At 44.3% G+C, this 12,708-nt stretch carries 8 protein-coding genes; 5 read left to right on the top strand and 3 right to left on the bottom strand.

The features are described from left to right. Positions 1-3 precede the first annotated feature (3 nt). The 4 genes from KQI_RS0125315 (at position 4) to metK (ending at position 4,114) form a co-directional block, all read left to right on the top strand. A complete protein-coding gene (locus KQI_RS0125315; RefSeq protein ID WP_010349701.1) occupies positions 4-1,521 on the top strand; it encodes a stalk domain-containing protein in 1,518 nt (505 codons plus the stop codon). 70 nt (positions 1,522-1,591) lie between these two features. Then, on the top strand, positions 1,592-2,173 hold the full coding sequence (locus KQI_RS0125310) for a hypothetical protein (RefSeq protein WP_010349700.1): 582 nt from the start codon (positions 1,592-1,594) through the stop codon (positions 2,171-2,173). Between the two features lie 115 nt (positions 2,174-2,288). Further along, the gene (locus KQI_RS0125305; RefSeq protein ID WP_010349699.1) at positions 2,289-2,579 is read left to right on the top strand and encodes an alpha/beta-type small acid-soluble spore protein; all 291 of its coding nucleotides are present in this window, start codon (positions 2,289-2,291) and stop codon (positions 2,577-2,579) included. Positions 2,580-2,911: 332 nt separating this feature from the next. Next, a complete protein-coding gene (metK, locus tag KQI_RS0125300) occupies positions 2,912-4,114 on the top strand; it encodes a methionine adenosyltransferase (protein ID WP_010349698.1) in 1,203 nt (400 codons plus the stop codon). 128 nt (positions 4,115-4,242) lie between these two features. Here the strand turns inward: metK and KQI_RS0125295 are convergent, their stop codons facing one another. Genes KQI_RS0125295 through KQI_RS0125285 form a run of 3 tightly spaced genes read right to left on the bottom strand, consistent with a single transcriptional unit; the run spans position 4,243 to position 9,719 of the window. Beyond that, complete coding sequence (locus KQI_RS0125295; protein WP_010349696.1) at positions 4,243-5,142, bottom strand: TetR/AcrR family transcriptional regulator; 900 nt, start codon at positions 5,140-5,142, stop codon at positions 4,243-4,245. Positions 5,143-5,196: 54 nt separating this feature from the next. Next, positions 5,197-8,313, bottom strand: coding sequence for an efflux RND transporter permease subunit (locus tag KQI_RS0125290; RefSeq protein WP_010349695.1), 3,117 nt, complete (start codon positions 8,311-8,313; stop codon positions 5,197-5,199). After that, a complete protein-coding gene (locus tag KQI_RS0125285; protein ID WP_010349694.1) occupies positions 8,310-9,719 on the bottom strand; it encodes an efflux RND transporter periplasmic adaptor subunit in 1,410 nt (469 codons plus the stop codon). The genes KQI_RS0125290 and KQI_RS0125285 overlap by 4 nt, the downstream gene beginning before the upstream one ends. 265 nt (positions 9,720-9,984) lie before the next feature. Here KQI_RS0125285 and KQI_RS0125280 point away from each other — a divergent pair, with 265 nt between their 5' ends. Then, positions 9,985-12,702, top strand: coding sequence for a stalk domain-containing protein (locus KQI_RS0125280; RefSeq protein ID WP_010349693.1), 2,718 nt, complete (start codon positions 9,985-9,987; stop codon positions 12,700-12,702). Positions 12,703-12,708 lie beyond the last annotated feature (6 nt).

Below are 12,708 nucleotides of genomic sequence, written 5' to 3'. Positions count from 1 at the left end.
ATTATGAAACGTTTTGGAGTGGCACTACTGTCCACATTGGCTCTTACTTCTACGTTTGCCAGTCTTGCAGGTGCTCAATCAGGTGATATAAAGGTTATTATTAACGGTGTAGCTCAGCAGTATACACAGTCCCCAGTAGTTAGTCAAAATACAACTTTGGTGCCTCTTCGTGGCGTTTTTGAAAGCCTGGGAGCACAAGTGGAGTGGGATAGCAAAGCTAAAAAAGTAACGGCATCCAAAAATGATGACACGTTAACTTTAAATGTTGGTTCAAAACTTGCTTATAAGAATAATGCGCCTGTACAACTGGATGCTGCAACTCAAATTCAAAAGGGTCAAGTATTCGTTCCTTTGCGTTTTGTGAGCCAATCATTAGGCGCCAAAGTAGATTGGAATCAGACTACACGAATAGTAACTATTTCAAATCAAGCCAATGGAAGCACTACTGGAGATAGCTTATCCAGTAAACCTTTGACAGCTCCCGTAACTAAAGTTACTTATGACACATACTATAACGATTCTTTGACCTATGATAATGCAGTTAAACTGGCTATAGCTGATAGCACCACGGTTAAAACAGGAGAAGCAAATATCGATCAAGCTGGCAAGATTATGAAGGAAACAGGCAAAAATATTGACTTTGTTCCTGCCGAAGCAGGTGATGAAGCACAAGATAAAGCCTTCAAAGGTTATGCACAAACGAACCTTAATTATGAGGTTGCCAAAAAGAACCTGGATGTGACCAAAGAAGGTATTGAATACAATGTAAAAGATCTTTATAACAAGCTTCTTCAAAAGCAAAATGCCGTTAAATTGGCTGCTTTGAATATTGAAGATGCTGAGCGCAAGCTGAAAGTTGCACAAATTAAAAGAGATAATCAAATGTCGAGTGATTATGAGGTGACTCAAGCAACCAATCTGTTGACTCAAAATCAAGCTGCTTTAGACAAGGCTAAAAAAGATCTGGATAGTGCATATGTATCTTTAAATCAAGTGATTGGTTACAAGCCGGAACAGCGTTACGAATTGAAGGATAAGCCTGTCTATTCTGAATTTAAAGATAATGTGGAAACTAAGGTAAGCCAAGTACTTACCAGCAGCACGGCTATTTGGTTAAGTGAACAAAAAGTGGATTTAGCTGAATTAAGCTTGAAGCTCTACAATTTTAATACTCCAGGAAATACGCCATACGAAGCTCAACAACTTGATGTTGAGAAAGCTCAGTATGCTACAGAGGGTACAAAGAGACAGCTTGAAGAAGCTGTAAGAACTCTTTATAACAATATTAAAGGATTGGAAAGTCAATATTCTCAAATTCAAGCTGGTTTGGTGAGCGCTAGAAGTGCGGCCGATATGACTAAAAAGCAATTTGATGTAGGCTTAGCTACTGAACTTCAGGTTTATGAGGCTAATCTGAAAGTGACCACGGCTGAACAGCAAGCTGAAGATATAGTTACGAGCATTGATACATTGAAGATGGCTTATAATAAACCTTGGGTTATGCAAGGTGCTTCTTCTTAAAGCAAGCTAACAACAATACTAATATATAATTATTTTTACAGAGGCACGAACCTGCTGTAGGAGGATCAGCATGAAATCACGCTACAAAGTATCGTTGGCTGCAGTTTTACTTGGAGGAGGAATTGTTGCAGGCTCCTTAATGAACAACTCAGTCAATGGAGCCTCCAGTTCTGGACAACCAGGTACAGCTGATGATCCAGTCGTAACCAAAAGCTATGTTGACCAGAAAATTGCCCAGGCAATCAAAGGTGGAGTATCAGCAAGTAGCACTAATAGTAAAACGACTACTTCTGTAGCTCCCACCACAAATGCCACTTCTAATACAACAACTTCGGGAGCCTCTAGTACAGGCAAAGCTTCCACAACGGTGGAACAGACCGAGGAATTGAAGGTTGTTGATGTAAAGCCTGGCCAAAAGTTGATTGCCAAAGCTGGAGCGGAATTTATTTTACGTAATGGGTATGCTGTTGTGTATAGTATGGATGCCAGTGGTGCTATTGATATTACTTCTGGAACGGAAATTGTTCATAATCAGGCTGTTGAAAAAAATCATTTATTATCTTTTCCTAGAGAAGGAAGAGGTATTCAGGTAAAAGAAGGTCAGAAGTTTGGCCTGGTCGTTATGGTGCGAGGCGGTTATACGGTACAGTAACTGCTCTTGCTCATAAATACTGTTTGGGATAGCAAATTGTTCTTGGCTAATTGATCTCTAATCGCTGCACACTAACCTCATGAAAGACAATACTTTGTAATGGAGGGTGTGTACGATGGCGTCAAGAGGTCAAAGACAATTAATTCCCGAAAGCCGTGCCAGGTTACATGATTTGAAGTATGAGATCGCTGCTGAGTTTGGACTCCCTGTCTATAACCCTCAATATGCACATATACATCCCAACGCTGACAGTGAATTCGCTGCGGAATTGGGGGAGTTTGCGGGAACCGGGAATGTGGCCTGGCGAGATTTAACTTCAAGACAAAACGGTTCTGTTGGCGGTGAAATTACGAAGCGATTGGTACAATCTGCTGAGCGCAGATTATCTGAATTTGGTGCATTATAAATTACAATAATTTCTATAAAATCCTTAAATTTAGTAGTTTTGAAGTGTGGCTATTTGCATGTGAGTCAAAAATGATTCACATGCAAACTTATTCCGACTTCGAAGCTTGCAATTGAACGATATGAATTGACACCTTGTTTTAAATAGGATATCATGACATTTGAGGCTTGTACGCAACCTTTTCCTACCGGAAAAGGTTCATTTTTTGTTAATCAGGTGAAAAGATATCTTCCTGTCGTATGCTGGCTTGGAGGTGCCCTGAATAATACCATCATCATGTCAGGATTTCTATATAAATCCTCATGTATTTTAATTATGGGAGGTTGAAGTTCATGTCTGTAAAGGGCCGTCATTTGTTCACGTCCGAGTCTGTAACAGAAGGGCATCCAGATAAAATCTGCGATCAGATATCCGATGCTGTATTGGACGCCTTTTTGGCTAATGACCCTAATGCACGGGTAGCGTGTGAAGTATCGGTAGCTACCGGTCTCGTTCTCGTCATTGGTGAAATCAGCTCCAAATCGGAATACGTGGATATTCCATCTATTGTACGAAACACGATCAAGGAAATTGGCTATACACGTGCAAAGTATGGTTTTGACTACAATACTTGTGCTGTATTGACTTCTTTAAATGAACAATCTCCGGACATTGCTCAAGGTGTTAATGCCGCCTTGGAGAGCCGTGATCCTGCTGAAGTGGATAAAGAAACAGAAAACATTGGTGCAGGGGACCAAGGTTTGATGTTCGGTTTTGCTACAAATGAAACCCCTGAGCTAATGCCATTGCCTATCGCTATGTCTCACCGTATTGCACGACGTTTGTCTGAAGTGCGTAAGGATGGAACACTCAATTACCTTCGCCCAGACGGTAAAACACAAGTAACGGTTGAGTACGAGAATGGCAAGCCTGTTCGTATTGATGCCATTGTGGTTTCTACACAGCATGCAGAGGATACGACATTGGAGCAAATTCAAGCAGACATCAAGGAAAAGGTTATTTTGCCAGTTGTTCCTGCTGAATTGCTGGATGAACAAACCAAATATTACATTAACCCGACGGGACGCTTTGTTATTGGTGGACCTCAAGGAGATGCAGGTCTGACAGGTCGTAAAATCATCGTTGATACATATGGTGGTTATGCGCGTCATGGCGGGGGAGCATTCTCTGGCAAAGATCCGACAAAAGTGGACCGCTCTGCTGCTTATGCTGCTCGTTATGTAGCAAAAAACCTTGTGGCAGCTGGATTGGCTGACAAGGTAGAAATTCAACTCGCATATGCCATTGGTGTAGCTACGCCGGTTTCGATTAACGTGGATACATACGGTACAGGTAAAGTAAGCGATGAGAAGCTGGTTGAACTGATCCGCAACAACTTTGATCTTCGTCCGGCAGGTATCATTCGCATGCTGGATCTGCGCCGTCCAATCTACAAGCAAACGGCTGCCTACGGTCACTTTGGCCGCACAGATCTGGATGTACCTTGGGAGAGTGTCGACAAGGCAGAAACATTGAAAGAACAAGCGGATCTGTAGTTCCTCGTATGTTATAAATAAAAGCAATAAACTAAAAAAAGACTGTCTCATGTAAATGAGTAGTCTTTTTTTAGTTATTTTTGGAAAAATAACTAAAGATCTGTTTTAATTTACCGAATGGTTGGCTATTATTCCGATACCGGTGCAAGGTCTAATAAATTTTTGAGTAAATGGCAAACCTTCTGCAGTTCCTTACGCTGCTCCAAATACGAAAAAAGAGCTTTTAAGAGCCCTTTCTGAGGGCTCGCTTTCAGAGCTTCTTCCTTTAGTAGAGCGGAAATTTGCTGATACTCTTGCTTATCCTCCAAACTCCATGAAGACAGCAGTATGCTGTCTTCCAGAGCGTGGAGAAGGCTATTGATCTGGCGGCCTTGACCGAAGGGATTGTCTAGATTGCTTTCAGTTAGCCAGCCTTGAGTGCTCCACAAATGAGAGACCGAATCAGTATTCTTCAGGCCAGTAACCAAGGATTTGGATAAGAAGATGATAAATTGAGTAAGATTTTCAATCGTTTCATCGTTCATCCGGTCAGCAAAGAAACGAATATATTCAAATACAACACTTTTGAGCACAAAGGTGATATCCCATGCAGAATCTTCAATGTCGGTTCCGAATACATCAATCAAGCAGTCGCATACCCATTGATACAACTTGTATTCATGTTGTTCGAAGGTGGCATTGAGCTGTTCATTCTGAAAAATGAGCATGGATGGCTCAGGAAGATCCATCATAAGATATACCTTATTTTCAACAAGATTTCTTAAATAAAGTACAGTAAAACCATGTAGCTTATCATAATTAGTAAGATCAGGTTTACTGTAAAGTGCCCGAATATCTTGTTCAATATTTTTCTCCAGGATAACGCACATTTCCAGAGGCAGTTCCTCTTTTCCCTGAAAATATTTATAAAAGGATGCCTTCGCCATCCCGCTTTCTTTGGCAATTTCTTCAACAGATGTTGAATAATAGCCTTTTCTGGAGAACAGCCGAATGGCTGCCTGTAAAATATCATTTTTTTTGCTTTCCATACATATTACCCCCTAGGGGCCAATCCGCCATCCCGCCGCTTTACTCCAGACATTCTACAAAGGTTGGTCGTGTGTGATAACCGTGTGTTGCTGTTTTTTGAGTTGACGGTGCATTTTGAACTTGGCCATAATCATATATAAGGACGGCACGACAAACAAGGTTAACAAGGTTGAAAATAGCAAACCGAAAATGACAGTAAAGGCCAGTGGCTTGAAGAGAAGACTTCCCAACAGTGCTAACGGGATCATTCCTACAATGGCCGCCAGAGAAGTCAATAAAATGGGTCTGAAGCGGGCAGCGGCTGCTTGTATCACAGCTTCTTTTAGCTCCATTCCTTCATGCCGGGCATCCTCGATAAATTCAATTAACACAATACCGTTCCGTACAACAATACCTGCGAGTGCAATAATCCCCATGATACTCATAAAACCGATAGGCATACCAGTTAAGAAAATACCAATAATGCCGCCGGCTGCTGCCAGGTATACAGTCGTCATAATGATAATAGGAATGGACAGCGAGTAAAACTGCATGGTGATCAAGAGTAAAATGAGCAGGACTACAACGATTGCCAGCTTCCCTAAATCCCCGAATATGGTGGATTGATCGGATGTTTCGCCGCCTACCTCCCATTTATAGCCTTCAGGGAACTTCATTTGTGCCAGTTTGCTTTCTACATCCACCATCGCTTCGCTTGCAGTTCGCCCGTTCAAGTCGGCTTCTACCGTAATCGTCCGCTCCATATTGTAATGCTTGATTTGCTGAATAGCAAATGAAGGCTTAATCTGTACGAACTGGTTTAACGGAATCTGCGCACCGGCTGAATTGACTACACTTAATTGTTGGAAAAGCGTGCTAGGCTCCTCGTTGTCATGATTCAAATACAATTTAATATCCACCAGATCATTTCCTGTATCAAATTGGCTAACTTTAGCCCCTTCTTTTAATAGAAGCAGGGTACGAGTCAGATCTGTGTAGCTTACCAGATATTGATCCATGGCTTGCTTGTTGACCTGCAAATCCAGTGCATATCTTTCAATTCCTATATCATCCATGATGCCGGTTGTACCCTCTACCGTGGCGATCTGCTCTTTTACTTTTTGGGCAAGGTTTTGCAGCTGATTCAGGTTCTGACCTGAAATCCGAATAGCGACGGGCTTACCTACCGGGACTCCAAGACGAGGAATATACATCGTCACTGTAGCTTCAGGATAGGACCTTTTAACATGCTTTTCCCAAGCATTGACTGTCGTATCGAGATCAAAAATATTTTTTTTGCCAACGACTGCAACTTGTCCTACAGTTTCATCATATCTAATATCTCCGCCCGAACTGTTAATGTCGCTGAATAGTTGCGGTGCAGTTCCTCCGGCGCTGTAAACGACTTTGGAGGTTTCGGGCTGCTTCTTGATCCATCCTGCAATGTCTTTGACGACCTGATCTGTTTCTGCTACTGAGGTACCAATGGGCATTTTTATTTTTAATACAACATGAGGGTCCTCCGATTCAGGAAAAAGCTCAACTGAAGTGAAAGGAACCAATCCATATGCGGCTGTTCCAAGCATGAGTCCTGCCATTGCAGTCAGCAAGGGCCTTTTAATGACTTTGGGCATTAGCTTTTGGGAATATAGCTTGTTCAAAGACTGGATCTGCCGGCCCAACAAGCCTGCGGGCTTCGTTTTACCTTGAGGTCGACGAGTCTGCCTGCGCTTCTCATACCATTCCCGGAAAATTGGGATGATGGTGAGCGACATAATCATGGAGGCAAGCATGGTCAAAGAAACAATAGCGGGAATAGGCTTGATGAATGCCCCTACATTTCCGGGTAGAAACAACAGTGGAGCAAAGGCTGAGATGGTAGCCAGAGTGGCAATCAAAATCGAAAGCATCACCTCTTTGGTACCTTTAATAGCTGCATCTTTGGGCGACTCCCCTAATTCTGTAAGTCTCCGCTCAATATTATCATTGACCACTACGGCGTCATCGACGAGTATGCCAAGTACAATGATCAGACCGACAACGGAAATTTGATTGAGTGTAATGCCGAACATTGGCAAAAAGATAATGGCAATCGCAACCGAAATCGGAATCGCCAGTGCGACAAAAGCAGAGGTAAGCAAATTCAAACCCAGCATACAAACGAGAATAACAGCCACAATTGCAAGAATCGTTTCACGTTGTAAGTCCTCGAAGATATGATCTACCTGATCCTTTTGTGCAAAAAGCGTTTCAAGACGAACGCCTTCGGGAAGTGTTTTCTCCAGTTCTTTGAGCTTAGCATTGACTTTTTCACTCATAGGCGGGACGTCTGTGCCCTTTTCTGCTCCAATACTTAGCGTAATGGCAGGCTTGCCCCCTACATAGGCAAAGTACTCCGTTTTGGCATGTGCCAGTTCAGTCGTGGCAACATCTCGCAAATAAACGGGAGCCCCTTCCTGAGTACGAGTCAAAATGGCCTGATTTAGTTCCTCGGCTTTTTGGGTTTCCCGGACAATGAGTTGAAAAGTGCGTCCGTTGTATTCAATATCACCGGTAGGGACCCGATCAATTTGTGACTGGATCGCTTGTGCGACCTGTCCCCACGACAGATGGTACTGCTGAAGCTTTTGGTTGTCGATTTGGACGCGTACTTCCTGGTCAGGAAGGCCATTAAATTTGACACTTGATACACCTGATAAGGTATTGAGCTGATCCTTCCACGTTGTGGTCAAATCATTTAGTTTATACAAAGGTGTAGGAGAGTCAGCGACCAGGGCATAGGAGCCGATAAACGAGCTGGTTAACTTGTCATTCACAACAGGTACTTCAGCACCTTCGGGAAGATCAGCTTGCGCATCCTGTACTTTTTTACGCATATTATCCCAGACGGTTTGAGGATCAACTCCATTTTTGGATTCAATTAAAATAGAGGAGAATCCGTTGCCGGAAGTCGAACTAATCGTTTTAACACCTTCAACTTCCTTAATGCGCTTTTCCAATTCTTTGGTTACGGTTTGTTCTACTTTTTGTGGTGAAGCACCAGCGTAGATTGTTGTTACCATAGCATTTTGTATGGTGACATCTGGCATTTCCTGTTTCGGTAATTGGAAAAATCCAAAAGCTCCGACTAAAACAAGCATAACAAAAAACAGTAATGTAATTTTTCGCTTTTTTACGAAATATTCAATCATGGGCGGCCGCCTTCTTCCGCTTTGATCGCATTGCCATCAAATAGATTTTCTGCCCCTTTAATGACAATACGTTCGCCCTCACGAAGGCCGGATACGATTTGTAATTGATTTTCTATAACCTGATCACCGAGCTTTACGGTTGTTTTAACAGCTTTTCCTTTAATATCTTTGAAGATAAAAGGCTCAGTTCCTGTATTAATGACCGCTTCAGCGGGAACGAGAATGCCGTTCTTGTCTGTCACCTGTCGAGCAGCTTTAATCACCTGACCGGGTAACCAGTCCCGCTGTGGATTGTTTATAACGATCTCTACGTTAACGATTCCCGTATTGGCACTGGTTGAAGGATAGATATTGGAAACTGTGCCTTGACGACTTTCCTCATATAGCATCACATTCACCGCTTGTCCCTTTTTCCAATCTCTGATTTCACTGTCCGGTACCGGAAGCAGTACCTTGAGACGGTCAATGGACCCTATGCGATAGACGGTCTGGCCTGAAGCGACCAAGTCACCTGTATTCACACTCTTGCCTAAAATAACGCCGTTCACAGGAGCGATTAGACGGGTGCGGGAAAGTGCAAGTTCTGCCTGCCCCTTGGCAACAAGGGCTTTTTCATAGTTGGCATGAGCTTGCTTTTTGGCAGCCGCAGCCTGCTCACTGGCAGCAAGAGCTTTGCTTTTACCTGCAAGCGCATCCTGAAAGTTAGCCTGGGCGGATTGATGATCTTCGGCTGTGGCCCCTTCCAGCAAAAGGGACAGGGATTCCTTAGCTTGCTCCAGATCTTTCAGGGCTGCGGTAGCATTCAGGCGAGCGTTCTCATTATCCGATGCGGTAGCAGCTCCTGCTTCAAACAGCTTCTGAGTACGCTCACTATCCGTTTTGGCTTTATTATAAGCACTTTGCGCCTTATCTACAGTGGCTTGCGCTTGCTGCTTCTCTTGGGCGCGCGCCCCTTTATTAACCTTGTTGACATTCGCGCGCGCTCCTGTAATACCTGCATCGGCAGATTGAATCGCAGAGGCAGCAGCCTGTAGGTTAGCCTGTGCGTTATCAATACCAGCCTGCGCTTCCAGGATGGAGGCTGTCGCTTGTGCCACCTGAAGCTTGTAGTCAGCATCATCCAAACGAGCAATAACGGTCCCCTTCTGTACAGCTGTGCCGACAGTGAGATATGCACTGGCTACGGTGCCTCCATTTTGAAAAGCCAGTGTGTTTTCCTCATAAGCCTGAAGAGTGCCTGATAAATTATAGGCAGTATGGAGCGGAGAGGATTTGACAACTGCAGTACGCACAACGGTCGGCTGTGCAGTTGAGCCTAAAGCGGCATCTTTCTCCGCACTGGAACATCCAGCGATCGCTATGCTCAGGGATAAAGAAAATACGGTAAGTAACCGTTGTTTATTCATGATTTCAAGCCTCCCGATAGGTCATAAAAGAATAGATATGAACTGATTAGTATATTTTGAACTTATTAGTTCAACCGTATTATATTGCGTCTATATCGTGTTCGTCAATTCGCTGTTTTCGATTTTGTGAATAAGTTGACGGGATTTTCGTAACTTTTGCCTTTATAATAAGTCTATTAATATAAGAAGACCTTTTTTGTTTATTGGTAGAGTAACGTACGGAGTATTCCGTTTGAATACAATGAAGATGGGAGCTATTATCCAAATGTTTTTAAGTAATAGGAAACAGGGCAATGAGAAAGTGGATGGTAGAAGAATCGCTAAGAAATGGGCCGTTCTGACACTGGCAGGAGTATTGTGGGTAGGGCCGGTTGCCGGAACAGGGGCTCTAATCCCGTTAAATGGCTGGATGTCTGTGCCAATCGCAAGTGCAGCCTCCGGTTCAACTGTAAAGCTGGGCGAAGAAATCCTTACTTCTGGTGCAACTTTGATGAAATATCGTTTTAAAGGTTCCAAAGGAACAGCACTGGCTGATATTATTCGGGTGGACTTGCAAAATCCATACGTCAAGCTGGATGTCATGACCGGGAAGAACGGACAGTTCACGACCCGTCAGAGTACTGGTGGCATGGCAAAAGAAACTGGTGCGGTTGCTGGTGTAAACGGAGATTATTTTAATACCTCCAGCGAGGGAGCGCCGATTGGCGGACAAGTATCCAAGGGTGTGTTAATGTCTACTCCGTCTGACTTAACAGGCATGTATGCCTTTGCTGTAACCAAGGATGGTTCTCCGATGGTAGAGCAGTTTACTTTTGAAGGTACAGTAAAGGCCGGGGATGGGTCATCCTTTTCTTTAGCGGGGATGAACAAGGCTTCATATACGCCTGAAACGAGTGGAAGCAGCTACAGCCATTCCAATGCTATGTATATTTATACATCTGCTTGGAAGGCGGTGGAACGTCCAAAAAACAGCTCGACAACGCCTACCGAGGTATTGGTGCAAAACGGTGTGGTTACGCAAGTCTCCAGCAACGCTGGATTGAATATGACCGTCCCACAGGATGGCTATATTTTGCGTACTCATGGTAAAGCGGCTGAATATGCCAAGGAGCATCTGACTGTGGGACAGACGGTAGAAACGAACTATCACCTTCGTGTGAAATCGACAGGGAGTGAAGTAGATCCTTCCAACCTTCAAATGATGATTGGCGGACATACCATATTAGTAAATGACGGTCAGAAAACCTCGTATTCCCGAAGCACAACAAGCATAGGCGGGACCCGTGCGCGTACAGCTTTGGGATATTCCCGTGACAAGCGTTACGCTTATGTCATTGCCGTTGAGAAGAACGGGAACAGTGTTGGTGTTTCTCTGAGCGAGCTGCAAACGCTGATGCAAGATATTGGCGTCTGGAAGGGGATGAACCTTGACGGGGGCGGCTCTACCACCATGGTAACTCGCGATTTGGGAGATACGACTGCAGGGCTTACTTTTAATACGGAATACGGTACAGAACAGCGCAGCGTCGTGAATGGAGTAGGTGTATATACCACTGCTCCTAAAGGAACGCTTAAAGGCTTCACCATTAAAGGCAATAAAACATTGCTGATTGGTCAGACCGGAAGCTATTCCTTCAAAGGATATGACAACTACTACAATCCATTTGATACTTCGAAGGTGCAGGTGACGTGGAAATCCAGCAACCCGGCTGTTGTGTCAGTGAGTGGCGGCGTTGTCAAGGGAGCCAAACCGGGAACTGCGACACTAACAGCATCCAGTGGTTCAGCAAGCGCTACAACCAAGGTTACGGTGCTTGGAGCAGATGAAATTTCATCGCTGACCACAGGAAGTGGTACAGGGTCACTTGCCGCTGGAGCTAAAATTGCAGTACCTGTAACGGCAAAAACGAAAGATGGTCAAAGCGTCAGCATTACCTCAGATGCTCTCAAGTGGGAATTCATCGGCTTTAAGGGAAGCGTTAAGGACAACCAGCTTACAGTCAACTCGGTGGACTCGGGTGTGAAAACGGGCTATGCCATCGGTCGCTATGATGGTTTCAGCGCGGTTGTCTTCCTGTCTGCAGGCGGAGAGAGTACAAGTGATTGGGAGAATTTCGAAAATGTTTCGTATCCGATTGATTTTACTTCGAATGAAGCTGGTGTTACCGGAACAGCTGCCGTTGTGCAAGGAGATGGGGATCATGCCAACTCTAAGGTGCTGGAGCTGAACTACGACATGACGAATGGCAGTGGCAAAATGTATGCTTATGCTCAACTGAACGGTACAACCGGAAAAACGCTGGAACAAGCGGCTACATCCATTTCCGTTGATGTGAGAGGAGATAAGAGTCTGAACTGGCTGCGGGCGGAATTGGAGGATGCTCAAGGCAAAACGGCATATATTGATCTGGCCAAAGTGATTGACTGGAATGGCTGGAAAACGATAAACGCAGATATGAGCGGTTTGAATATTTCGTATCCGGCGAAGCTGAAGCGTCTTTATGTAGTCAATGTGGCCGAGGGTCAGGATGAGCGTGCTAAAACGGGCAATGTTGCTTTTGATAATATTTCTTTTAATACACCGGGAACGGTTGGCACCGAAGGACTCAAAAAAGGAACAGCTCAGATGACGATTGGGCAAAAATCAATGAGCGTGAATGGAACAGCGACTGCGATTGATGCGGCTCCGATGACACGTGATGGGTCAACGTATGTGCCGATCAAGTATGTACTTGATGCCTTTGGTGGGCAGGCCAAGTGGAATGCAGGCGATCAACGGATCACGATTATGCGCGGCGGTGTACTGATGGATTTGACCGTGGGGAAAAAGGAAGTTGTTCTGAACGGAAAGCGTCAGAGCACTGATGTAGCACCTATAGTATTAGGTGGTAGGACTTTAGTCCCATTAAGACTCGTGTCGGAGCAGTTAGGGATGACTGTAAAATGGGAACAAGAAACGAAGACCATCACCCTCCAGTCATGATATGGT

Source organism: Paenibacillus peoriae KCTC 3763, from assembly GCF_000236805.1.
Lineage (GTDB): Bacteria > Bacillota > Bacilli > Paenibacillales > Paenibacillaceae > Paenibacillus > Paenibacillus peoriae.
This window is presented reverse-complemented; position numbering and strand designations above follow the sequence as displayed.

Bases quoted from the DNA above. Each gene is read 5' to 3' on its own strand.
- KQI_RS0125315 (WP_010349701.1), top strand. From the start codon at position 4: ATGAAACGTTTTGGAGTGGCACTACTGTCCACATTGGCTCTTACTTCT.
- KQI_RS0125310 (WP_010349700.1), top strand. From the start codon at position 1,592: ATGAAATCACGCTACAAAGTATCGTTGGCTGCAGTTTTACTTGGAGGA.
- KQI_RS0125305 (WP_010349699.1), top strand. From the start codon at position 2,289: ATGGCGTCAAGAGGTCAAAGACAATTAATTCCCGAAAGCCGTGCCAGG.
- metK (WP_010349698.1), top strand. From the start codon at position 2,912: ATGTCTGTAAAGGGCCGTCATTTGTTCACGTCCGAGTCTGTAACAGAA.
- KQI_RS0125295 (WP_010349696.1), bottom strand. From the start codon at position 5,142: ATGGAAAGCAAAAAAAATGATATTTTACAGGCAGCCATTCGGCTGTTC.
- KQI_RS0125290 (WP_010349695.1), bottom strand. From the start codon at position 8,313: ATGATTGAATATTTCGTAAAAAAGCGAAAAATTACATTACTGTTTTTT.
- KQI_RS0125285 (WP_010349694.1), bottom strand. From the start codon at position 9,719: ATGAATAAACAACGGTTACTTACCGTATTTTCTTTATCCCTGAGCATA.
- KQI_RS0125280 (WP_010349693.1), top strand. From the start codon at position 9,985: ATGTTTTTAAGTAATAGGAAACAGGGCAATGAGAAAGTGGATGGTAGA.